We start from the raw sequence: 23,047 nt of genomic DNA, 5'->3' as shown, positions 1-23,047 counted from the left end.
CCGCGGCCTCAGCCGTTGGTCACCGACAGCCCGAGCTTCTTGATCGCGGCGACCGTCGAGGCCTGGACCTTGGTGACCGCGTCCGGCAGGGTGCCCTTGCCCATGGCGCCGGTGAGGTCCGTCTGGACCTGCTGATAGGTCGGGCCGTTGGTCCAGGTGCTGGGCACCTGCGCGGCGGAGGCCTTGTACAGGTCGCCGACCTTCTGGCCGCCGAAGTACGGGTCGCCTGCCTTCAGCGCCGGGTCGTCCTGTCCGGCCTTCGACGCCGGGTACAGCCCGCTTTCGATGCCCGTCTTCACGGCCTGCGGGTCGCTGGACAGGAACGCGGCGAACTGCGCGGCTTCGCGGGGCGACTTGCACCCGGTCATCACCGAGGTGGCCGAGCCGCCGTTGCTGGAGCTCTTGCCGTCGCCGGCCTCCCAGGTCGGCATCGGGGCGACCGCCCACTTGCCGGACAGGTCCTTCAGGTCAGACTTCAGGCCGCCGGCGGCCCAGGACGCGTTGACGAACGTCAGTACCTTGCCGGCTGTGGCGGCCTTGTTGAACTTCGGGTCCCAGGCGTTGCCGGTCTTCGACACCAGACCCTTGTCCGTCAGGTCCTGCCAGAAGGCGGCGACCTTGCGGGTGCCGGGGTTGTCGATGCTGACGGTCCAGCTGTCTCCCTGGACCGAGTACCAGGACTGGCCAGTCTGCAGGCTGTAGGCCGCCAGATCGTTGCCCTCGCTAGGCGCGTTGCCGAACTTCACGCTCGGATCGGCGGCGGCGACCTTCTTGGCGTCGGCCTTGTACTCGGCCCAGGTGGCCGGCGGCTTGGTGATGCCGTACTTGGCGAACAGATCCTTGCGGTAGAAGAGGACCATCGGGCCGACGTCCACCGGGACTCCGTAGATCTTGCCGCCGATGCTGGAGGCGGAGACCGCCGACGGGACGAACTTGGCCATGTCGGCGCTCGCGTACTTCGTGATGTCCATGACCGTGTTCTTCACGAGCATCGACGGGATGGCCTGGTACTCGATCTGGGCCAGGCACGGGCCCTCGCCGGCGGTGATCGCGTTGCTGATCTGGGTGTAGCCGCCCGTGCCGCCCGACGGAATCTTCTTGAAGGTGACCTTGGCGTTCGGGTGGGAGGCGTTCCACTGGTCGACGATCTTCTCGTAGCCGGCCCAGCCCCAGAACTCCATCTTCACCGGCCCGGCCTGGCTCTTCTCCGAGTTGTCGGAGGTGCTCTCGGTGCTGCTGCACGCGCCGAGGCCGGCCACGAGGAGCGCCGCGGTGGTGATCGTCAGGAGTCTGCGGGTGCGTATGGTGGTGCTGTTCATGTGAGGAACCTTCTGTGACAGGGGCGGACTTGCTGGATGGCCGGTGGGCGGGCGGGCAAGGCCCGTCTACCGGCTGGTGCCGAACTCCACGCCGAACGCGGTGGTGACCGCGGCCAGGACGTCCGGTGCCGACGGGCCCGGGCCGCAGGCTGTGCTGCCGAGGCCGTGGTGGGCGTGGTCAAGGTGCAGATGGAGTCTGCCGTCGCGAACCAGGTCGTGCTGGTGGGCCGCGGCGGCCAGGGCTTCGGTGCTCCAGGGGCGAACGGTCAGGTCGATGACCGGGGCGCCGGTGATGAGCAGCGTGCCGCCTGGGGTTGTGATCCTGGCGCGGCGGACTTGGTGGCGGTTGCCGTTCTCCTGCGGGCGGATCTGAGGGACCTGCATCGCCGAGACGGTCGACAGGTGGCGGCCGACGCGGGCCGAGGCGCGGGAGTCGCGGTACGCCTCACCGGGGCCGGGACCGAACCACTCGACTTCGGCGTCGGTGCCGGGCAGCGACATCGCGACCCCCAGCCGGGGCAGCGGCACCGACCATGGGCCGTCGGGGGTGACGACGGCTTCCAGCCGGAGCCGGGCCTGGCCCGCGTTCGGTGTGTCGCAGGCCGTCCAGCGGTAGACCACGCCGAGCCCGCAGGAGGACCCGGCGGCGGCCAGCCGGGCGGTGACCGTGAGCCCCGACGCGTCGGGCTCGACACCCAGGACGTCGTGGCGCATCCGGTGCAGTCCGGCGGCGAACCAAGCGTCGGTCTGCGGCTCGCCGAAGGCGCTGAGCAGGTCGTTGTCGATCGGGGCCCGCCAGACGTCCAGTCGCGGACCGTCGAGCTCCAGGTCGCCGAGCCGTGTCAGCACTCCGCTGCGGGCGTCGAACCGCGCGGGACCCAGTGCGATGTACCCGTCGTGGGCGATCGCCGGCGCCGGCGTGAAGGGCACCGGCGAGGCGGCCGGAGCCACGACCAGCCCCTGGGCCCAGGCGATCTCGTGGCCGGCCCCGGCCCAGGTCTCGTCGGCGGCGAGCACCGCGGTCACGGTCAGCCACACCTCGTGGCCGGAGTCGTTCTTGCGCGCCGCATCGAGCGCGGCGGTGACGTCGGCGGGCCATGCGAGGGTTGTCGTCGCGCCCGGAGCGGTCGCGGGCACGGTCAGGCCGCCGGAGCCCACCGGCTCGCCGCCGTCCTCGACGGTCCACTGGAAGTCCAGGTAGCCGCTGTCGCGGACGTGGTGCAGGTTGTGCACGCCGATCTGCCGAGTCGCCGGGTCGATGTGGATCCGGACCGGTTCGATGACCTTCTTGTACTCGACCAGGCCCGGCGACGGCGTGCGGTCGGGGAAGAGCAGCCCGTCGGCGACGAAATTGCCGTCGTGGACCTCCTCGCCGAAGTCGCCGCCGTAGGCGTAGAACGAGTGGGGGTCCTCCTGCCCGGTGAGCCGGGCGATCCCGTGGTCGATCCACTCCCAGATGAATCCACCGGCCAGGCGCGGATGTGCCTCGATGACCTGCTGGTACTCGGACAGCCCGCCGGGGCCGGTGCCCATGGCGTGTCCGTACTCGCACAGCACGGCCGGCAGGGCGCGGCGGTGTGCGTCGTCGGCCGGATCCGCCGTCGGCGCCTCCTGGCCGCGTCCCACGGCGGCCAGCTCGTCCACACCGATGTACATGCGGGAGTACAGGTCGACGTACGCGCAGCTCGCGAAGTCGCCCTCGTAGTGGATCAGGCGGCTGTCGTCGCGCTGCCGGATCCACGCGGCCGCGGCGGCCAGGTTGGCTCCGGTGCCGGACTCGTTCCCCAGCGACCAGACGATGACCGAGGGGTGGTTCTTGTCGCGCTCCACCAGCCGCGCGGCCCGGTCCAGGTAGGCCTCGTGCCACGCGGGGTCGTCGCTGGGGTTGCGCTGCCAGCCGCCGGGTTCGAAGCCGTGCGTCTCGAGGTCACCCTCGCAGAACACCCACAGGCCGTGCTCGTCGCACAGGTCCAGGAAACGGTGGTCGGGTGGGTAGTGGGCGGTGCGCACCGCGTTGATGTTGTGCTGCTTCATGAGCAGCACGTCGGTCAGCATGGTGTCCTCGGTCAGGGTCCGCCCCGTCAGCGGGTGCCACTCGTGGCGGTTGACGCCCCGCAGGGAGATCGGCCTGCCGTTCGCGGTCAGCACACCGTCCACGACGGCCACGGTGCGGAAGCCGATGCGCAGCGGTATCCGCTCCCCGGCTTCGGAGACCAGTTCCCCCTTGTACAGGCGCGGCTGCTCGTCCGACCAGGGCTCGACGCCGTCGATCACGTGCGGGCCGGCCGGATCGGCGCCGGATATGCCGAGCTCGGGCACCGACAGGGACACCCGGGCAGGGGCGGTGACGTCGACGGCCAGGGTGCCCTGCCCCGTCGTGTGGTCGTAGGCGGCGTGGACGAAGAAGTCCTCGACACCGCGGGCGGCCACGGAAACCGACCGGAAGATCCCGGACAGCCACCACATGTCCTGGTCTTCCAGGTAACTGCCGGACGACCACTGGTGCACGCGGACCGCGAGTACGTTCCGGCCGGGCCGCAGACCGGCCGAGACGTCGAACTCGGTGGTCAGGCGGCTGCCCTTGCCGTCGCCGAGCCGGATCCCGTTGAGCCACACCGCGAACGCGGAGTCGACGCCCTCGAACCGGAGCACCGCGGCCGATGCCGGGAACCCGTCCGGAACGTCGAACTCACGGCGGTACTCGCCGGTCGGGTTCTGCCGGGGCACCCGCGGCGGGTCGACCGGGAACGGGTACAGGATGTTGGTGTAGGCGGGGGCACCGTAGCGCGGCTCGCCGGGCAGGCCGTTCATCTGCCAGCAGGACGGCACGGCGAGCAGGTCCCAGGAGGTGTCGTCGAAGTCCGGCGCGGCGAAGTCACCGGTGAGGTCGTCCAGCCCTGACGCCAGTCGGAATCTCCAGTCGCCGTCGAGCGCGATCGTGGGCACGTCGGAAGCGAACGCGGCGCGCGGTCGCAGTCGTCCGATGCCCGGCGACCGGTCTTCGACGTAGGCGTTGGGGTCGAGGTCTTTCATCAGTGGACGTGCCTTCTGTCGCAACTCGTAGCGGTGGCGTGAGGCCGGCCCGGCAGGAGCGTGCCGGCGGCTCATGGGGTGACGTGCAGGTCGAGCGGTGCAAGGTGCTATCCGGTCGCCCGGGGCGGGGCGCTGCTGTCCCGGATGGTCAGGGTCGGGCGCAGCAGCGTGAGAACGTTGGTCGGCGGCCGGCCGGAGTCGACGGCGCGCAGCAGCAGCTCGACTGCCTGCTGGGCCATCTCCCGCTTCGGGACGGTGACCGTGGTCAGCGCTGGTTGGATCTGTCCGACCTGGGCGATGTCGTCGAAGCCGACAACACTGACGTCGCTGGGGACCCGCCGCCCGGACCGGACCACCGCCTCGACGGCACCGAGGGCCAGGATGTCGTGGGTGGCGAAGATCGCCGTCAGCTCCGGATCCGCCTCCAGTGCCGCACGGCCCGCGTCGAACCCGCCGGCGGCGTCGTCCCTGGTGCAGGCGAACACCTTGCGGTCGTCGATGGCCAGCCCGTGGTCGGCGAACGCCCGGCGCAACCCGGCCACGCGCGGCTCGTGCGCGGGGAGATCGGCGATCACCGCGACGTTCCGGTGGCCGAGATCCCTCAGGTAGCGCCCGGCCAGGAACCCGGCGTGTTCGTAGTCGATGGACACCACCGGCAGCATGGTCGGCCAGTCCCCCTCCCAGGCGAACAGCGCGACCGGGAAGGCGGCCTCGACGAGCATCGGCAGCTGCTGTGCGACGCCGTTGTCGCAGGCGACCAGCAGTGCGTCCACCGAGCGCGCGGCGAGGTTCTCCAGGTGGGCCCGGGTGTAGTCGGGATCGTCGCGCGTCGTGGCGAGCAGCAGGTTGTATCCGCGGCCGACCAGGAGGTTCTCCACCTCCTCGACCACCTCCGAATAGAACGGGTTGGCCACCGACGGCACGAACAGCCCCACCGTCGACGTGCTGCCGGTGCGCAGCGAGCGCGCCACCAGGTTCGGCTTGTAGCCGAGGTCGGCGATCGCCTTGTTCACCTTCGCCAGGGTCTCCGGCCGCACCTTCTTGCCGGACACCACGTTGGAGACGGTCTGCTTGGTAACGCCCGCCCGAGCTGCCACCTCCGCCATTGTCACCACGTACGCCCCCTGAAACGTTTATCGATCCACGAAAGTGGCGTCAGCGTAGGGCGACTGTCGCAACAGGGCAAGTCTTCGCGCGGCGGCCGTGATTCAGCCGTTACGGAGCATGGTGAGGGCGTCGCAGGCCGCTCACGACTGTTTCCGCGACTTGAAGTGTACGGAGCATTGACGGTTCCGGAAATACGACAGTAACGTCCCCGCCATGCCCGATCCCGTGGATCGGTCAATGCGGTGGAGCCACCCTGACCCACCGTGCGAAACACCACTCGACCTCACCCGCGTCACCCCGCTCGGTGCGTCGTGGTGGTCCCCTCGACCGCGACGGCCCCGACGGCCGCGGTCCGGCCGCGGCATCGCGAATGCTCCGCGCCGTCTCCAGCAGACGGCGAGCGCCTGAACAGACCTGCAAAGGTCTCGTCCTGAGGAGAGACAGGCATGATCAGACCGGCCGGCGACGCCGCCGACCCGAACCCCGCCCCGGCGCGACGCAGCTCGCGCGTGAAGCGCTTCATCGCGGCCGCTGCCGGCGCCACCATCGCGGTGGCGAGCCTCGTGCTCACCGGCACCGGTCCCGCACACGCCGCCACCACCGTCCACACGTACGCGCCGACGGGTGTGGGAGGCGGTACGACGACGTCCCCGGACCAGGCGTCCACCAAGTACCAGGTGCAAGTCGCCGGCACTCCCGTCCAGGCTGTGCGGTACACCGCGAACCGCAACAACTTCGACATCGCGCGCTTCGCGTCGGACTCCCGGACACCGACGATCACGGTCACGCTGCCCAACACCACGATTGACACGGTGAACGTCTACCCGGCGCGCTACTACCCGTCCGGCAGCGTCTCGGTGAGCGCGGACAAGCACACCCTGACGTTCCAGATGTCAGCCGACGCCGGGTTGAACCAAGCGATCGTGATGGTCAACGGCGACTCGACCAGCGTGACGGGACAGCCCTACCTGGCGGTCATCAACGACCCTCTGGAAGACCCGGCGCAGCGTCCGAACACCTCGAGCGCACCGGACGGTTCCGGCGTCAACCTGCAGACCGGTGTCCTCAACTTCCAGGAGTTCGCCGCGAAGTACCTCGCGGCGAACCCGAACAGCACGGCTCAGAAGGCTCCCGCCGCGACGACGAGCTCCATGGCCGGCAAGACCGTCAACGGCACCGCCATCCCCGCCGGTCAGAAGACCTCGGCCGGGACCCTGGTGAGCGCGAGCACCGTCAATGTGCGGTACCCGAATGTGCGGGCGATGGCCGCCAACGACGTCACGTACGCCCTGAAGGCCGCCATCGACACCATCAAGGCCAACCCCACGGCGCTCAACACGCTCTACTTCCCGAACGGCACGTACACGTGGTCCGGTCTCATGGTCAACGGTGTGGACGGCAGCAAGCTCAAGGGCGGCAAGCTGAAGATCTACACCGGCGAAGGGGCCCTGCTGAAGAACCGCATCCAGGGGTACATGGAGGCGTTCGAGCCGGCGGTCGGGATCATCAACTCGAGCAACATCGAAATCGACGGTCGCGGTGTCTTCGACGGCAACGGCGTGGCGAACTACAACGCCCGCAGCGTCGGTGACTCGCACGACGCCTACCGCAGCCAGCACCAGGGCGGCGTCATGGTCATGCACTCGTCGGACATCACGTTCAACGAAACCTACCTGCGCGACTCGAAGCAGTGGAACTACGAGACCCACAGCGCCAACAGGGTGACGTTCAACAACATCAAGGCCCTCACCCCGTACCCCCAGCCGTGGATCGACGGGATCGACTTCGCGAGCGGCCAGGACATCACCGCCAACGGCGTCTTCACCCTCGGCAACGACGACGCGTTCGCCTCCGGCCACTACAACCCCAGCGACGGATTCACCCCGATGGCCGCCGGCGTGTGGGGCAACTTCCAGCTCGGCACCGCCACCCCCGACGTCCAGGGCTATGCCAACGCGGTAGGGGCCCACGACGCCGTCGCCGACGAGCTCGGGTTCGACAACTACCACTGGGACAACGCGGAATCGAAGAACATCTCGGTCAGCAACACGCTGAGCTGGTCCGCCGGCGCCGGCAACTCGATCCGCATCGGATGGAGTTCGTGGGGATACAAGCTCAACAACTACACGTTCGACAACTTCAACTCCATCTCGCAGGGGGCCGGCGGCATCTTCACGCAGAACAGCCCCAAGCCGTACCCGCGTATCTCGAGCATCGTGATCAAGAACAGCTCGTTCGACACCTCCCGGTACGGGTCGGGACCGATCAGGCTCAACGGCGGCAACGGGTCCACCCAGACCATCACCGCCGAGGACCAGGCGACCTACGGGTTCGCCCCCAACCCTGACGGGTCGGGCGCCACGTACACGTACACCAAGACCCCGATCAGCACCTTCAAGCTCGACAACGTGTGGTTCACGGAGCAGAAGACGAACAGCAGCCCGTTGAACGGCGCCACGAACGTGACGCTGAACAACCTGCGCGTCGCCGGCGAGCTCGTCAGATACACCAGCCAGTTCCCGCTGGCGCCGAGCGGGATCGGCACGCTGACCAGCACCTACACGGGCGCGAACGGCCAGACCCAGAACGTCAAGACCGGCGCCCCGACCAACGGCGACACCTGGGTGGGTGCGTGGTGGGGCGACCAGACCAAGAACTCCTCCTCGGACCTGACCCTCATCACCCGCAACACCGGGGTCGGCCTGATGGGCGAGCAGTACACCACAGGATCCGGAGACGGAAAGCTCTCCTACATCCAGTTCCCTCTCAACGGCCTCACCAAGGCACCGACCCAGGCGACACTCCATCTCACCTACGTCGGCCACCGCTATTCGTCGGTCCCGTCGACTGACACCGACCAACTCCTCGTGCAACCCGTCAGCGACACCACCTGCACCGGCGGCGGCACGTCCTGCCCGGTCAACGCGATGACCTGGCAGAACCGGCCGAGCTTCACCGCCACGAGCTCCTCCGTCGCGAAGTCGGCCACCTTCACCCTCGGTTCGACCATCGTCCCCGAGGGCGGCGGGACCCATCAGGGCAACGCCATCGACGGCCGCGACATCACCGTCGACATCACCTCCTTCGTCCAGCAGGCCTACGCGGCCAATCAGTCCACGCTCCTGCTCGCCGTCGGCAACGCGGGGGGCACCAACCACGAGCTGCGCTTCGTCAGCTCCGAAGGCGCGACCGGCTCCGGGAAGCTCACCAACGGGACCGCCGAAATGGCGCCCGCGGTGACCGTGACCCCGTAGACACTCGAGGCCGGCCCGTCCCCCGTGGGACGGGCCGGCCTCAGCCGTCCGGTTCTGCCGTCGACGGCTGATCCAGCCACCGCATGTCTGACAAAGCGCTGTTGTCCACCACCGCACCCGCACCGGTGGCACCTCTGTGCCCAGTTGTACTCACCGTCCGACAACGGAGTCGCCCCATGTCGCTGCCCGACATTCCCCTCAACCGTCGGCGTTTCCTCACCACGGCCGCCCTCACCGCCGGCGCCGCGGCCCTGCCCGGCTTCGTCTTCGCCTCCCAGGCCTCCGCGGCCGTACCGCCCCAGGTCACCCTGCCCGACCGCGGCATCTGGGACAACGCCACCGCCTCCGCCTGGACCGACGGGTTCCTGAGCGGAAACGGCGAGTACGGGGCCGTCTACTACGGGGCGCCGACGCTCGAGAAGATGATCTTCAATCATCACCGGTTCGTGCTGCCCAACGGCACCCGCAGCGTCATGCCCCCGGTGATCTCCGGCAAGCTCGAAGCCGCCCGGGACAAGGCGCTGGCAGGCGACTACTCCGGAGCCTCCACGACCTTCGCAGGCGGCTGGAGCCTGCGCTGGACGCAGACCTTCCACCCCGGCTACGAGTTGCAGCTGAGCACTCCCGGCATGACCACCGTCAACGACTTCGCCCGCATCACCGACTTCCGCACCGGAGAGGTCACCCACACCTGGACCGACCAGTACGGCACCTGGAAGCGCCACGTCTTCGTCTCCCGCCCCGACCAGGTCATCGTCCACGAGCTGCTGCCCGCCACCGGCCGCACCGTGGACACCACCATCAGCGTCAACACCGCTCTTGCGGGCGTGCCGACCAGAGTGTCCTTCTCCACCACCGCCACCGTCACCAGCGGCGACGGCTACCTGAACCTGCGCGGCACCTACCCCTCCGGCGGTGCCTACGGCTACGAGGGCGTCACCCGCGTCGTGGTCTCCGGCAGCGGCTCCTCCGTCACCGCCGACGGGCAGACCCTGGTGGTCGCCAAGGCCACCAAGGTGCTGCTGCTGACCAAGCTCGGCCGGTACGAGACCTCCACCGGCTGGAACAGCCAGCCCCTGCAGACCGCCCTCGCCGCGCTGACGGCCGATTACGCCACTCTCCTGGGCCGCCACGCACCGAAGCACCAGGCCATGTACGACCGCTCCAGCATCGACCTGAACGTCTCCGCCGCCGACCGCCGGCTGGCCACCAGCGAGCTCATAGCCCGCCAGAACAGCAACGCGTCCGCCATCGACGTCGCACTGCTGGAGCGGATGTACGACTCCGGCCGCTATCTCTTCATCAGTTCCAGTGGTGTCCTGCCACCACGCCTGACCGGCATCTGGACCGGCACCTGGAACGGCTCCTGGGCCGACGACTTCACCACCGACGCCAACATCAACCTGCAGGTCGCCGGCGGCAACATCCTCGACCTCACCGACGCCATGCAGGGCTACTTCGACCTGGTCCTCGGGCAGCTGCAGCACTGGCGTGACAACGCCACCAACCTCTACGGCGCCCGCGGCTTCCTCGCCCCGTCCCGCACCGACGGCGAGTACGGGCACATGCTGCACTTCAACAGCGGCAGCTTCCCCGGCGAGGCCTGGACCGGCGGCGCCGACTGGCTGCTCTACCCACTGCTGGAGTACTACCAGGTCACCGGCGACGCGGACTTCTACAAGAACAAGCTCGGCCCGGCCCTGATGGAACTGGCCCTGTTCTACGAGGACTTCCTCACCCGCACCGACTCCAGCGGCAAGGCTGTCTTCGTCCCCTCCTACTCCATGGAGAACACCCCGCTCAGCACCAGCCAGGCGTTCTCCATCAACGCCACCGGCGACATCATGGCCGGCCGGCACGCCCTCCAGGCCGCCATCGACGCGGCCAACACCCTCGGCCTGGAGCAGGGCAGCGGCCAGGGCGTGCAACGCTGGACCGCCCTGCTCGCCAAGCTGCCCGACTACACCGTCAACAGCGACGGGGCGCTCGCCGAGTGGTCCTGGCCGGGCCTGACCGACCGCTACAACCACCGGCACGTCCAGCACCTGTACGGCGCCTGGCCGCTGCACGAGATCAACCCCGAGGACAAGCCCGACCTGGTCAAGTACGCCCGCACGGCCCTGGACAAGCGAGGCGACCAGAACTATTCCGCCCACGGCAGCCTCCACCGGGCGCTGGCCCGCGCCCGCCTGAAGGACGGCCCCGGCGTCTACGGCAACCTGCTGAAGATCTACGGCAAGAACATGGTGTGGCGGAGTCTGATGACCTCCCACAACCCCAACCTGGACATCTACAACTGCGACGCCGCCAACGCCATCCCCGGCGTCCTCGGCGAAGCACTCGTCTACAGCCGTCCCGGAGTCCTGGAGATCCTCCCCGCCCTCCCCGACCAACTGGACAAGGGCACCATCAACGGCGTCCGCGGCCGCAACCGCATCACCGTCGAATCCCTGACCTGGGACACGGCGGCCCGCACCGCCACCGTCACGCTCACCTCCGACATCGACCAGAACATCACCTTCATCTGCCGGCGCGGCATCACATCCATCAGCACCGGCGCGACGGTCACCACGTCGTCGCTGGGCAACCACGCCCGCATCGTCTCGCTGACCGCAGGAACGAGCACCACGATCACGATCGGCCTGCTGACCGGCCCCTTCAAGCTGGTCAACCGCAAGAGCGGCAAGGTCATGGACGTCTCCGGCTCCTCCACCTCCGACGGCGGGCCCGTCATCCAGTACACGTGGTCCGGCAGCGCCAACCAACAGTGGAAGCTGCTCCCCGACTACGACGGGTCCTACCGCCTGTCCAACGTCAACAGCGGCAAGGTGCTCGACGTCCCGGGCAGCTCCACCAGCAGCGGCACAGCCCTGGACCAGTGGTCGGACACCAACGCCGCCAACCAGAGGTGGAAGCTCGTTCCGGCGGCCACCAGCGGCTACTACCGCCTCGTCAACATCAAGAGCGGGCTGTGCGCGGACGTACAGAGTGGATCCACCGCCGACGGCGCCAAGGTCATCCAGTGGCCCGCCAACAGCGGCTCCAACCAGGAATGGCAGCCAGTGGGGCTGTGACGGCCCTGGGCACGTGAGCGGCGGCGATCCGACTCGCCGCCGCGGCCTGGCTCCGGCATCACAGGATGGCCAGGTGGCGGCCGGTCAACGGCGCGGGCGTACCCGCGCGCCGCCTGCTGACCGAGTGGGGCACCCCTGTCCACGTCCAGCGGCAGGACGAGGGCGAGTGGGCCGACGGGGCCAACTGGAGCGAACGCCTGCTGGACGAGACGTACGGTTCGGGCTACGTCCGCGCCCTGGTCCTGCGCCTGGAGCGTGGCGGTGCGGCCGCTGACTCGAAGACCGCCGTGTCGGCGCCGAGCCAGTGTCGACCGTGGGTGAAGTCCTCGACCAAGCGGCGGGCGGTCTCGGTCAGCGGCGGCTCGCCCGCAGGCGTGCTCCGCAGCCGGGCCGGCACCGGCGCCCAGTCGCGCCGGACGGTGAACAGCGGTTGGTGTCCACGGCTCGTATGCAGAGCGGGCCGTTGCTCGTCGTAGTCCGGTCCCTCGCTGTCGCCTACCGGGACGCCTCGAACGGCCCGCCCTTGCCGGTCGGTAGTGCGATCACCAGCTGCGTGAACCGCCGGGAGATGGGGCGGGCTTTGTCGATGAGGCGGTAGGGATGGCAGCTGCGGCAGCGGTCGTCGCGCAGAGCCAGCCCGTCGCGGCCGCAGCGGCAGCACCGGCCCCGCCTCGTCCGCTCCCGCCAGTGCCGGCACGGGTGGCCGGAGGACGGCCGGCGTGGAGGGTGCGTGAGCGGGACAAGCGTGCCGGACGGATGGCAGACAGTACGCTCGATCCAGCGGGATCGGGCCGCGGCACAGTGTCCGGGAGGTGCTTCATGACAGCCGAGATGGTGGCCCCGGCGTGGATGCATGAGCAGATCACGGCGGAGGAGTACGACTCCTGGTCCGAGGAGCAGTGCGCTGGCATCGAGATCGTGGACGGGATGGTCGTCGTGAGTCCGAGTGCCTCCAAGCGGCTCAACCGTCTGGCCCGGATTCTGGCGAACGCCCTGGATGCCGCCGCGGGCCCGGAGTGGAACGCCGACACCGGCTTCGACGTCCGGCTTCAGGACGTCCCGCTCACCAATCGCCGCCCGGACGTCGTCGTGTACCGCGCGGACACGATCGACATCACCCCCACCCGCCCTGAGCACGTGCTGCTGGTCGCGGAGGTGGTGTCGCCGGGCTCGGAGACCACCGACCGGATCGTGAAGGTCGACCAGTACGCCAAGGCAGGCATCGGCTTCTACTGGCGGATCGAGCAGGCCGCGACAGGCGTTCCTCTCGTGCACACCTACGTTCTCGACCCCGCGACGAAGACCTACCGGGACGGAGACGTGTTCACCGGCGTCCTCAAGGTAGTGGCCCCCTTCCCGGTGGAGATCGACCTCGGCCAGATCTGACCACGCACTGCTCAGCAGTCGGCGGCGCGTGAGCGATGCGTGAGCGGACGGCCCGATGCAGGGCGGCATGAGCCGGATCAAGTGGCTCGACGCACGGTTCTGACCAGGGGAAACAGCACCGCGCGGCAGCGCCAGGCATCCCCCGGCAAAGATCCAATCCCACTCCGAACGCAGGGGGCCGGGCATTCGCATAAACCCCTCGAAGGTGCAGCCCCATCAGGTCGGCGACCTCAGCCGGCGAACACCGGTTCACGCGAGCCATCCGATCCACCCACGATGCGAACGCTTCATCTGCTTGCGGGGCTGTGACCAGCGCTAATCTCCGTGGCAGCATGCGTCCACCTCCTGAGAGTGACCTGCGTCACTAACATTTTGAGGTATCCGCTCTCATTTGCACTCTCATGTTGAGGTATCCACTCTCATTTTGAGATGCCGCACTCACCGTGGTCCTTGACTCCCGGCATTGGTCTACAACGTCCCGGTGACGAGTGGGGTTGGACACTTCACGCAGGCGGCATGGCCTCATGCATGGCGAGGCGTGCGGTCCCCTGGATCTCCCGTCTGGGCTCGCAGCCCCATGGGGAAGTGGGCAGCCAGTTCCTGGCGGAACGAGTGGGTGTCGCCTTCCAGGGCAACCGTGGCCAACCTCTCGTGCTCGACGACCAATTGATGCGGGTTGTCGCTGTAAGTGCGGTGATCGACGCTGAGGTAGAGGCGCAGCTTGGTCTCCCAGCCGTTCCAGAGACTCTGCAGGACGCCGTGCCCCGAGAGATCGTAGAAGAGCCTGTGGAAGCGAAGGTGCGCGTCGATGCTGGCCGGGATGTCGTCCTTCTCCATTGCCCGGCGGAGATCCTCGACGGTTTGCAGCAACTGAGGCCGCTCAGGACCGCGCAGTGCTTCGGCCGAGAGCTCGGCGGCGTACGGTTCGACATGTAGCCGGACCGAGTCGATCTCGGCGACCTCACGCGCGCTCACCTCTACCACGAACGCTCCACGGTAGGGGATCTTGACGACGAGCCCTTCCTCCTCCAGCTTGGTCAGCGCCTCGCGCAGCGGGGACCGGCTGATCCCGAGATCCGTGGCGATGTGCGCCTCGCGCAGCTGGCCGCCGGGAGGTACGGTCCCGTCGAGGATGGCGGCACGCAGTGTGCGGTAGACACCGTCCGGCGTCGTCGTCCGCTGCTCCTGCCACTCGAACTTGTGGTCCACCCCGTCGCCCTCCCTTGCTCATTGTCGACCACTTGGTCGTTTGTCGACTATACCTCCGCTGGTTTTTCATCTACACCGCAAGGCGGTTACCGCGCACGGAGCTCCCTGAAGGCACAGCTGCGTCCCTTCCGGCTCACGAGTCGCGGCGACAGGTCGGTGTCTGGGGTGGCGCCGTTTGGGGTCAGGCCGGTGCCGGTCCGGCGAAGCGGGTACCTGGGGACCTGCCGTAGAGGGCAGCCGACCATGTAGGCGCCGTGGTTGGCGGAACCGGACCAGCTGGCCGTGCCAGGGCGTGTCCAGCAGAGTCGACGTGGTTGACCGGGCGGCGGTTCGGTGACCTGCTCGGTCTCCGCGGCGATGAGCGAGGGGGAGCGCGGCGGTCCGTGGCTCGTGCGTGAGACGCCGAGCACCTGGCAGATCGGTGACGTTTCCGATCCGCGCGGCCTCTCGATGAGCCACCCGGCGCTCGTACACCCTGTCCTTGTGGGTCACGGGTGGCCTTCCTCTCTGAATCTCAGCAGTCCAGGACTGCCTCCGTGACCCACACTCGCACGGAGGCCGGTCGCGCCGGGTGTCACTCCAGCTGTGATCCCCGAGCCCTGGGCAGTCGGAGATGTCGGTGATGCGCTCGTAGCCGGGCCAGTACTCGTGTGCTCGAAGCCGCGGTCCGTGGACATCTTGTTCTGTTCTTGATGCCCAGGGTGGCCGCGGAGCGCAGGTCGTACATGGGGCTCGCGGAGACGTGCACGATCTCGTCGAGTGCCACACCGAGCGTGGCCAGCGTGTATTCGAAGGCGCGCAGCCGGGGCCCGTAGACGCCCGTCATCGGTGGCGATCACGACCTCGAACGCTCCTCGGGCCTCATGGCAACGACGGAGAGGAGCGCCGAGGAATGGGGCAGGCAGCGGTTCGAGGGAACGCTGGCTGGCCATGAAGTCGTTGACAGTCGATGGCCACATGGTCGACAATCGACCTCCAGATGGTCGACAATCGACCAGGGAGGCCCGGTCTCAGGTCGCTTCCCCCTGAAGAACCAGGAGGACTCGTGGTATTCGACATCAAGCCCAGGTTCGTGACGTTCGACATGAACGGAACGCTGATCAAGTTCAGCATCAACGACGCGATGCGTGAGGTCCTGGGGGACCGGCTGCCGGCCGAGGTTGCCGATGAGTTCCTGCGGATCTGCAAGGCGTACCGGATCGACGAGTGCACGGGCGCGTACCAGCCGTTCCACCAGGTCGTTGCGCGTTCCATGGAACGCGCATTGCGCAAGGTCGGCCTCGAGTACCGCGAGGACGAGGCGCGGGCGGTGTACGAGCGCATCCCCACCTGGGGCCCGTACCCCGGTGTCACCGAGGCGCTGAACCGCCTGGCCGAGGAGGTCCCGCTGGTCATCATCACGAACAGCGACACCGCCCATGCCGTGCGCCTCGCGGAGAACCTCGAGGCCCCGTTCGAGGTCGTCATCAGCGCCGAGGAGATGGGCGTCTACAAGCCGCGACTCCGCGCCTTCGAGTACATGTTTGACAAGCTCGGCGTGGCACCCGACGAGATCGTCCACGTCTCCGCGAGCCCGATGTACGACCACCGCTCCGCGGCCATCATGGGCATCGAGAACAAGGTGTACGTCGACCGCGGCTGGGAGCACGACGAGCACTGGCTCGGCTACGAGCGGATCACCGACATCGCCGACCTCCCGGCCCTCTTCGGTCTGCCGCGCCCCTGACGCCCGAGCGGAGAACTGGAGAACTCGAGAACAGGAGAACTGAGGAAATGGTCCACAGCAAGGCGGTGGCGGCATGAGCCTGCCCCTGCCGCAGACCGTCAAGGGCGACTCGGCTTCGGAAAGGCTCCAGAACCTCGGCCTGGAGCTGCCCGACCTCGCCGGCAACGCGTACTTCGTGCACCACCGGACGGTGGACTCCAGCATCCACATCTCCGGCCAACTGCCTTTCAAGAACGGCGAGCTGCTGGGTCAGGGCATTGTCGGCCGGGACGTCGAGCTGGAGAGGGCTCGGGAGCTCGCGCGCCATGCCGCGCTCAACTGCCTGGCCGCCGCTGTGCAGGCGGTGGGCGACCTGGACCGGGTCCGGATCGTGCAGATGCTGGTCTTCGTGGCCAGTACGCCGGACTTCGGTCTGCAGTCGCAGGTCGCCAACGCGGCCAGTGAACTGCTCATCGAGGTGCTGGGCGAGAACGGACGGCATGCGCGCACCGCGATCGGTGTCGCCGGGCTACCCCTCAACACCCCTGTCGAGATCCAGATGATCTGCACCGCGGTGTAGCGGCGAACCAATCATGAGCTGTACAGCTGTGAACCGGCTCCAACAGGCACTCGGCACCCTCGTCGAGTGAATCGCCACCCCAGCCGGCGCCGATCGTGCTGGCCGGCGTGATGCGGGACACCATCGACCGTATGCAGGGCCGCCGAGGCACAGCCTCGACGTCAGGCCACACGTCAAGACGTGCACATGCCTGGCCCGCGAAGCCCCGGAGACCTTCGGCACCGTCGACGCCAGCGCCCTCAACCAGAGGCCTGCACGTCAGCTGCCCTCTGGTCAACGTCGTCGTCCCGGCCCGCACCACGACCCCGGTCATCGAGGCCTCCTTCCAGCCCAGGTCCGACCCCGAGGCCACCCGCCGCGAGCGTGAGGGGCAGATCCCGCTCCAACGCCTCGCCACCCCCGAGGAGATCGCCGACGCGGTCCTATCCCTCGCATCGTCGGAGCCCTTGTACATCACCGGGGCAATCCGCCCCCCCTCGACGGCGGCCACACCGCCTTCCGGCGCCGGCCCACACGGTTCCCAGACACGGAAGAAGGACACACATGAACGCCGTTGCGGCACCACCCCGAAACGGAGAGCTCGGCTTCTGGATGGCCCAACTGGCCGCCGAGAGGCCGTCGTTCCCCCGCTTCGCCGGCCAGGACTCCGTCGACGTGGCCATTGTCGGTGGCGGCTACACCGGTCTGTGGGCGGCTTACTTCGCCAAGAAGCTCGAACCGTCGCTCTCGGTCGCCGTCTTCGAGGCCGAACAGGTGGGCTACGGCGCATCAGGCCGCAACGGTGGCTGGCTCTCGGCGATGCCACCAGGAAACCGTGCCACCTTCGCCTGCGCATCCGGGGGAGGGCTGGAAGCGAGCCGGGCGCTGCAGCAGGAATTCGTCGCCGGCGTCGACTCCGTCCTGGACATCCTCCAGGCCGAAGGTATCAACGCCGATCAGCACAAGGGGGGCGCGCTCGTCGCCGCACACACGGAGGCGGGGCTGGGTCGGCTTGTCACCAGGCGTGATGCCGACCTGAAGTACGGGCTGACCGAAGACGAAATCCAGATGCTCGACCGGGAGGAGTTCCGGAGCCGGATCAACATCTCCACCGTCCACGGCGGGCTCTTCTACAAGCACTGCGCGCGGATTCACCCCGCGAAGCTCGTCCACGGCCTCGCCGACACCCTGACCTCCATGGGGGTGAGGATCTACGAGGGCAGCCGAGTGGACAGTGTCGGGGGCAAGACCCTCACCCTGGCCAACGGACGCGTCACCGCGGCCAAGACGTTCATCTGCACTGAAGGCTATTCGGGACAGCTGCTGGGCCGCCGAAGCCTGATCCCGGTCAATTCCTCGTTGATCGTGACCAAGCCTCTGCCGGAGAAGGCATGGCAGGAGATCGGCTGGGACGGACGCCAGTGCCTCAGCGACTCCGCGCACACGTTCATCTACTCCCAGCGGACGTCGGACGGCCGTATCGCCATGGGGGGCCGTGGTGTCCCCTACCGCTTCGGGTCCGGCACAGGGGGAGCAGGTGCAACCGCTCAGTCCACCGTTGACCTCATCTCGCACAAGCTCAGCACCTTCTTCCCGGGCATCCCCTTCGAGGTGGACCACGCCTGGTCGGGAGTCCTGGGCGTCACGCGTGACTGGAACGGCGGCGTGCACTGGGATCCGGCATCGGGGATCGGATCGTCCACCGGCTACGCAGGACACGGCGTCACGTCGGCCTACGTCGGCGGCAGGACTCTCGTGGAGCTCGCCTTCGAGAAGGAAACCGAGCGGACCACCCTTCCCTGGGTCGGCTACCGGGCACGGAAGTGGGAACCGGAACCCATCCGCTGGCTGGGCGTTCACGCCATGTACCGGCTCTTCGGCATTGCCGACCGGTGGGAAGAAAGCAGGGGTTCCAGCAAGACCTCACTGCTGGCCCGATTCGGGAGCAGGCTCGCCGGACTTCACGAGTAGACGAAAAGGAAACTGCTTTCATGGACGCAGAACTCGCAGTCATCGGCTTGGGCAGCATCGGAAGCATGGCCCTGTGGCAGGCCTCCCGACTGTCCGACTCGGTAGTGGGCTTCGAGGCCGCCACCCCCGCCCACGGCCGCAGTGCCGTGGGCGGGGACACCCGCCTGTTCCGCATGGTCTACTTCGGGAAGCCCGACTACTACCCCATTCTGGAACGCTCACGCAGCCTCTGGGCCGAGCTCGAAGCGGAAACCGGGCAGGAAATCCTCACGCCTACCGGGGGCCTGTCCATCGGGACGGCGAACGGCAGCTTCATCAACAGCCTCCTCGAGACAACGCGCCTCAACGGAGCCGAGCACTACGTCCTCAGCCGGGAGGAGTTGGCGGAACGCTACCCCCAGCACAACCTCCGCCCAGACGACTGCGCCGTCTACGATCCCCGCGCCGGCGTCCTGCGTACAGACCGCGCCGTCAGCGCCGCCGTCGCGGCGGCACAGGCGAATGGCGCCACCGTCCTTCAGAACACACCGGTGGACAGCATCACCGAAACCGAACACGGCGTGGTCGTCACCTCGGGCGACAGAACCTGGACGTTCGAGAAGGTCATCGTCGCCTCGGGCGGCTGGTCCCGAAGGCTCATGCCCGACCACCTCAAGGCCGTCACGGAAACCCATCGGATCGTCCTGACCTGGTTCGTCGCCCAGGACGGCACGCAGTTCTCACCGGAGAACTTCCCCGTCTTCAGTCGGCTGTACGGCGATCGCTCCCTGTACGGCGCGCCCGCCGTCGACGGCGCGACGGTCAAGGCATCGGTGGACGGACCACTGGACGGACGCGGAAGGGAAACTCCCGACCCGGACTCCGTGCCCAGGGAACTCACCCCGCAAGAAGTCGAAAAGGTCACCGAGATCGTCACCGACTTCTTCCCCGGCCTGATCCCCACCATCGTGCGCTCCGACGCCTTCCCCGACCTCTTCACCGAGGACAGGCATCCCCTCCTCGGCTGGCTGGACGAGAACAGCAGGGTCTACTGCGCCACCGGATTCTCCGGGAAGGGCTTCAAGATGGCCACCGGCTATGGCCACATCGCCGCGCACGAGGCGCTCGGCAAACAGACCATCGAGGGCCTGGCCTTCGTGCGTCCGGACCGGTTCAAGACCAGGTAGCCCACCCACTTCCGCCGCCTCGGCGCAGCAACGTCGCGACCGTCTGTCATCTGCTGAATTGTCCACCTGTGAAAAGACGTCGCCTTTACGCTGACCCGGCGTACCGGAAACGGGAACTACTGAGTGTTCCGCCGACCACGAAGAGGCCCTGCTGGCTGAAGGTCCGCAGGCCCGGGACGAAGCCGACCATCCACCCCGCCATGCCGAACGCGGTGCCGAGGTGCTCGGCCAGTAACGGCAGGACGGCGTAGAAGCTGATGCTGAAGGTGAGTTGGGTCAGGACCGGATGGTTCGGCGGGTCAGGACGAGGGAGATGAGATCGGTCATGGAGGTGTCCGTCATTCTCCGAGGTCCCGTCAGTGACCGGCCTCCGTTTGGCCGTGGTCGGCCAGACCTGGACATCTCATCGGGCCGAGTCTCGCCCGCCGCGGGTCTGGTCGATGGTGCGGGCGCCCACACCAGCAGGTCCACACCGGTTACCTGATTGGTGCTGACCCCGATACCCCGAGCGTTGCTGTCGCTCTCTGCGCCTTGCATCCCACGAGGCCGTCCCGAGGACCTGCCCTTTGCCGCCGTCGACGACAACAGTGGTCGGCGGCTCCACCTTGTCCTTCGCCATCTGTGCGCCGAGTACCGGCTGGACCCGCTGTGGCCGCGCCGTCAGTTCCGCCGGACCGCCCCGAGCTGGGCCCGGTGCAGGTCCGGGGTGGTGAATCGTTGCGCGACCGTGCGCAGGACGCGGGCCATCGCCTGGGCGGGTGGGGTGGCGGGGCGTGCCGCGGCGCGTGCGAGGAGGATGCGGCGGGTGGGGGCCGGGACGTCGGAGGCGAACGGCAGGAGGCGTACGTCGCTGCGTCGGCTGGTGAGGGCCAGGCGGGGTGCGAGTTCGAGGCCGGTGGTGCTGTGGTCGAGGTGTTGCAGAACCTGGGCCGATTCGAGGTCCAGGTCGGCCAGCGCGCGTGCGGCGTTGCTCAGCTGGCCCATGGTCGCGGCGGCGGTGAGGCCGCTGCCCATGACGTCGCCGACGACGAGGGCGGTCTTGTCCGCGGTGAGGGGATGACGTCGAACCAGTCGCCGCCGACTTCACTGGCGGCTCCGGCGGGCTGGTAGCGGTAGGCGATCTCCAGGCCGGGCCGGTCCGGGGGCTGCTGGGGCAGGAGCGTGCGCTGGAGGGTCAGGGCAGCGTCACGCTCGTGCTGGTACCAGCGGGCGTTGTCGATGGACACCGCGGCGCGGGCGGCCAGCTCGCGAGCCAGAACCAGGTCGTCCTCGTCGAAGGGCAGCGGGTTGCGGATACGTTTGAGGTCGAGGACGCCGAGCACGTCGCCGCGGGCAGCGAGAGGTACGGCCAGATAGGAGTGGAGGCCGGCCTAAGTGACCTGCCCAGTGCCGGATCAGTCCGGCGCCGCCGCGTTCAGTATCCCCCGTTAACCGATGCTCGCCCAGAATTTCCATAATTTAGAAGTGGGCAAGGAGCGCCGCCCAGTTGGGCAGTCCGGCGCTGCGGGGAGCCAGAGGTGATCACATCGGATCCCTGGCCGCCCCGTCTCACGCCCCGTCCTGAATGCCACACCACGGCCGTGCCGACTGCCCGAAACCGCCGCAACGGCTTCTCCTCGGCAAGTGCAGGCCCGCCCCCTTCGGCTTCTCGCGGTGCCTGCCGGCACCGTGACCGTGATCCGATATCCGGCTCCGCTGCGACGTCACCTCGCGCCGAGGGGGGGGGACACGCCGACCGGACATCGTCGACCGCCCCGGCCGGGTCCGCCCGTACGCTCGGCACTGTGACGCTGACCGACGGAACATACCGACTCGGGCCGTCGACCGGCCGCCTCTTGATCAAGACCGGCCGCGCCGGGCTGGGACGCCGGGCGGGGCACGACCTCACGATCGAAGCCACCCGGTGGTCCGGGGAGGCTGCTGTGGCCGTCGATGACCCCGACAGGTCGTCCGTGAGTGTGACGGTAGAGACGGACTCGCTGGAGGTCCGGGAAGGAACCGGCGGACTGAAAGCACTTACAGACGCGGACCGGGCCCAGATCAAACGGACGCTGGCGGACGAGGCCCTGCTACACACCGCAGAACATCCCACGATCGCCTTTCGCTCCACACGCATCACGGGAACCCCGCAGACCTTCGAGATCACCGGGGAGCTCATCATCAAGGGACGCACCCACCCGGTGACGGTGCACGGCAAGGAAAGTGACGCCGGGCCATTGCGCGGCTGGGCGACCGTCACGCAGTCCGCCTGGGGAATCAAGCCCTACACCGCGTTCTTGGGTGCGTTGCGGCTGGCCGACGACGTCCGGGTGGAATTCGAGGCGGCCAGGCTCGAACCGGCGGATGGCACCGCATTGCCGCCACGCGCGGGCCAGGTGTGAGAGCCTCACCAGCCGAACACAGCCACCCGCCCTCAAGGCTGCACACGGATCGGCCCCTCGGCCTCCTACGGTGGGGGCATGAGCAACATCGTCGTCGTGTACGAACTCGACAAGCCGGTGGCTCCACGCGCCTCCCCGGAGATCCAGCGTGGCGAGGAACGGCACGTCCGCAAGGTGCACGCGGCGCCCACCGCCCCGGGGGAGCCCGCCTCCACGGGCCCGCGGACCCTCTGCGGGAAAGACACCTTCGCCATGGAAACGGGCCCCTGGATCATCGAGCACCCTGGGGCGCCCTGGTACCCCGCGCAATACGCATCCGTGGTCTGCCCCGACTGCGATGCCGTGATCGAGACCTGACGTGCGTCATGCAGTCTGCGCCGGTTCTCCCGCTGACGCTGACGGCAGCAGCGCTACGCCGCCTTGAGCAACCTGGGCCGAGCGGTTGCCCTGCTCGCCCCAGTCTTCGTGCTGCTGGTGCCCCGGACAGCGCGTGCCAGCACTACCTGTCCCGGGGCGCCCCGGCCCCGGGACAGGAGCGACATGCTCCTTGCAACTCATCCCACGCCCTGGGTCAGGCCAAGGCGGTGGCGGTCGCAGCTCCGTGGCAGGCGCGCCGACTGCCGTCTGGTCCTCCTCTGCGGGCTTATCGGCGACGACGGCTCCTGGAGCGTGGATGGAGGGGAGGCGTTGAACGATGGCACGCATACACACCGACGGCGATCGCCTGGTCATCCGCCTGGCATGGTGGGAAAAGGCGGCCGCCCGCCGGGGTGACGTGCGCGTGCCGCTGACGGCTGTGCGCCGGGTGACGGTCGACCCCGACTGGTGGCGTGCCCTGCGCGGAACCCATAGGCGCGGCATCTGCCTGATGGCCACGTGCTTG

14 protein-coding genes and 3 pseudogenes are annotated in these 23,047 nt (G+C 68.4%); 11 read left to right on the top strand and 6 right to left on the bottom strand.

What is annotated here, in order from left to right; all coding sequences use genetic code 11:
- Positions 1 to 8: 8 nt before the first annotated feature.
- From PBV52_RS04135 to PBV52_RS04125, 3 genes are all read right to left on the bottom strand, one after another.
- The gene (locus PBV52_RS04135; RefSeq protein ID WP_274236899.1) at positions 9 to 1,319 is read right to left on the bottom strand and encodes an ABC transporter substrate-binding protein; all 1,311 of its coding nucleotides are present in this window, start codon (positions 1,317 to 1,319) and stop codon (positions 9 to 11) included.
- Positions 1,320 to 1,385: 66 nt separating this feature from the next.
- Positions 1,386 to 4,352 (bottom strand): glycoside hydrolase family 2 TIM barrel-domain containing protein, encoded by a 2,967-nt coding sequence (locus PBV52_RS04130; protein ID WP_274236898.1) that lies wholly within the window; start codon positions 4,350 to 4,352, stop codon positions 1,386 to 1,388.
- Positions 4,353 to 4,459: 107 nt separating this feature from the next.
- Positions 4,460 to 5,458, bottom strand: a complete 999-nt coding sequence (locus PBV52_RS04125; RefSeq protein WP_274249260.1) for a LacI family DNA-binding transcriptional regulator — start codon at positions 5,456 to 5,458, stop codon at positions 4,460 to 4,462.
- Positions 5,459 to 5,905: 447 nt separating this feature from the next.
- On the opposite strand from PBV52_RS04125, the gene PBV52_RS04120 reads away from it, so the two are divergent.
- From PBV52_RS04120 to PBV52_RS04105, 4 genes are all read left to right on the top strand, one after another.
- Positions 5,906 to 8,713: a DNRLRE domain-containing protein gene (locus PBV52_RS04120; RefSeq protein WP_274236897.1), complete on the top strand. Its 2,808-nt coding sequence runs from the start codon at positions 5,906 to 5,908 to the stop codon at positions 8,711 to 8,713.
- Positions 8,714 to 8,889: 176 nt separating this feature from the next.
- Positions 8,890 to 11,787, top strand: coding sequence for an RICIN domain-containing protein (locus PBV52_RS04115; RefSeq protein ID WP_274236896.1), 2,898 nt, complete (start codon positions 8,890 to 8,892; stop codon positions 11,785 to 11,787).
- A gap of 65 nt (positions 11,788 to 11,852) precedes the next feature.
- Positions 11,853 to 12,263 carry a hypothetical protein gene (locus PBV52_RS04110; RefSeq protein WP_274236895.1) on the top strand — a complete coding sequence of 137 codons (411 nt, stop codon included), beginning with the start codon at positions 11,853 to 11,855 and terminating at the stop codon, positions 12,261 to 12,263.
- A 343-nt stretch (positions 12,264 to 12,606) separates the two neighbouring features.
- A complete protein-coding gene (locus tag PBV52_RS04105) occupies positions 12,607 to 13,173 on the top strand; it encodes a Uma2 family endonuclease (RefSeq protein ID WP_274236893.1) in 567 nt (188 codons plus the stop codon).
- A 522-nt stretch (positions 13,174 to 13,695) separates the two neighbouring features.
- On the opposite strand, the gene PBV52_RS04100 is transcribed toward PBV52_RS04105, so the two are convergent.
- Entirely contained in the window at positions 13,696 to 14,382 is a 687-nt protein-coding gene (locus PBV52_RS04100) for a GntR family transcriptional regulator (RefSeq protein ID WP_274236892.1), read from the bottom strand.
- A gap of 1,045 nt (positions 14,383 to 15,427) precedes the next feature.
- On the opposite strand from PBV52_RS04100, the gene PBV52_RS04095 reads away from it, so the two are divergent.
- From PBV52_RS04095 to solA, 5 genes and pseudogenes are all read left to right on the top strand, one after another.
- Positions 15,428 to 16,108 carry a haloacid dehalogenase type II gene (locus PBV52_RS04095; protein ID WP_274236891.1) on the top strand — a complete coding sequence of 227 codons (681 nt, stop codon included), beginning with the start codon at positions 15,428 to 15,430 and terminating at the stop codon, positions 16,106 to 16,108.
- Between the two features lie 73 nt (positions 16,109 to 16,181).
- Entirely contained in the window at positions 16,182 to 16,667 is a 486-nt protein-coding gene (locus tag PBV52_RS04090) for a RidA family protein (protein WP_274236890.1), read from the top strand.
- A 110-nt stretch (positions 16,668 to 16,777) separates the two neighbouring features.
- Positions 16,778 to 17,074: pseudogene (locus PBV52_RS04085) on the top strand (hypothetical protein); the annotation flags it as partial.
- 136 nt (positions 17,075 to 17,210) lie between these two features.
- Complete coding sequence (locus tag PBV52_RS04080; protein WP_274236888.1) at positions 17,211 to 18,617, top strand: FAD-binding oxidoreductase; 1,407 nt, start codon at positions 17,211 to 17,213, stop codon at positions 18,615 to 18,617.
- Between the two features lie 20 nt (positions 18,618 to 18,637).
- Complete coding sequence (gene solA, locus PBV52_RS04075; protein ID WP_274236887.1) at positions 18,638 to 19,783, top strand: N-methyl-L-tryptophan oxidase; 1,146 nt, start codon at positions 18,638 to 18,640, stop codon at positions 19,781 to 19,783.
- A 118-nt stretch (positions 19,784 to 19,901) separates the two neighbouring features.
- On the opposite strand, the pseudogene PBV52_RS04070 reads toward solA, so the two are convergent.
- Both PBV52_RS04070 and PBV52_RS04065 read right to left on the bottom strand, forming a co-directional pair.
- Positions 19,902 to 20,066, bottom strand: a pseudogene (locus PBV52_RS04070) (MFS transporter); the annotation flags it as partial.
- A gap of 602 nt (positions 20,067 to 20,668) precedes the next feature.
- A pseudogene (locus tag PBV52_RS04065) lies at positions 20,669 to 21,153 on the bottom strand (SpoIIE family protein phosphatase); the annotation flags it as partial.
- Between the two features lie 414 nt (positions 21,154 to 21,567).
- On the opposite strand from PBV52_RS04065, the gene PBV52_RS04060 reads away from it, so the two are divergent.
- Together PBV52_RS04060 and PBV52_RS04055 are read left to right on the top strand one after the other, a co-directional pair.
- Complete coding sequence (locus PBV52_RS04060; RefSeq protein ID WP_274236886.1) at positions 21,568 to 22,164, top strand: YceI family protein; 597 nt, start codon at positions 21,568 to 21,570, stop codon at positions 22,162 to 22,164.
- Between the two features lie 78 nt (positions 22,165 to 22,242).
- Positions 22,243 to 22,521: a hypothetical protein gene (locus PBV52_RS04055; protein ID WP_274236884.1), complete on the top strand. Its 279-nt coding sequence runs from the start codon at positions 22,243 to 22,245 to the stop codon at positions 22,519 to 22,521.
- Positions 22,522 to 23,047: the final 526 nt, after the last annotated feature.

The sequence above is a fragment of the Streptomyces sp. T12 genome (assembly GCF_028736035.1).
In the GTDB taxonomy this organism is placed as follows: Bacteria; Actinomycetota; Actinomycetes; order Streptomycetales; family Streptomycetaceae; genus Streptomyces.
Note: the sequence above shows the minus strand (reverse complement) of the source record. Positions and strands in the feature narration are given on the sequence as shown.

What these genes read in the sequence shown, in the direction of transcription:
- PBV52_RS04120 (WP_274236897.1), top strand. Translation starts at nt 5,906, where the DNA reads ATGATCAGACCGGCCGGCGACGCCGCCGACCCGAACCCCGCCCCGGCG.
- PBV52_RS04110 (WP_274236895.1), top strand. Translation starts at nt 11,853, where the DNA reads ATGGCCAGGTGGCGGCCGGTCAACGGCGCGGGCGTACCCGCGCGCCGC.
- PBV52_RS04115 (WP_274236896.1), top strand. Translation starts at nt 8,890, where the DNA reads ATGTCGCTGCCCGACATTCCCCTCAACCGTCGGCGTTTCCTCACCACG.
- PBV52_RS04125 (WP_274249260.1), bottom strand. Translation starts at nt 5,458, where the DNA reads ATGGCGGAGGTGGCAGCTCGGGCGGGCGTTACCAAGCAGACCGTCTCC.
- PBV52_RS04080 (WP_274236888.1), top strand. Translation starts at nt 17,211, where the DNA reads ATGAACGCCGTTGCGGCACCACCCCGAAACGGAGAGCTCGGCTTCTGG.
- PBV52_RS04105 (WP_274236893.1), top strand. Translation starts at nt 12,607, where the DNA reads ATGACAGCCGAGATGGTGGCCCCGGCGTGGATGCATGAGCAGATCACG.
- solA (WP_274236887.1), top strand. Translation starts at nt 18,638, where the DNA reads ATGGACGCAGAACTCGCAGTCATCGGCTTGGGCAGCATCGGAAGCATG.
- PBV52_RS04090 (WP_274236890.1), top strand. Translation starts at nt 16,182, where the DNA reads ATGAGCCTGCCCCTGCCGCAGACCGTCAAGGGCGACTCGGCTTCGGAA.
- PBV52_RS04135 (WP_274236899.1), bottom strand. Translation starts at nt 1,319, where the DNA reads ATGAACAGCACCACCATACGCACCCGCAGACTCCTGACGATCACCACC.
- PBV52_RS04130 (WP_274236898.1), bottom strand. Translation starts at nt 4,352, where the DNA reads ATGAAAGACCTCGACCCCAACGCCTACGTCGAAGACCGGTCGCCGGGC.
- PBV52_RS04055 (WP_274236884.1), top strand. Translation starts at nt 22,243, where the DNA reads ATGAGCAACATCGTCGTCGTGTACGAACTCGACAAGCCGGTGGCTCCA.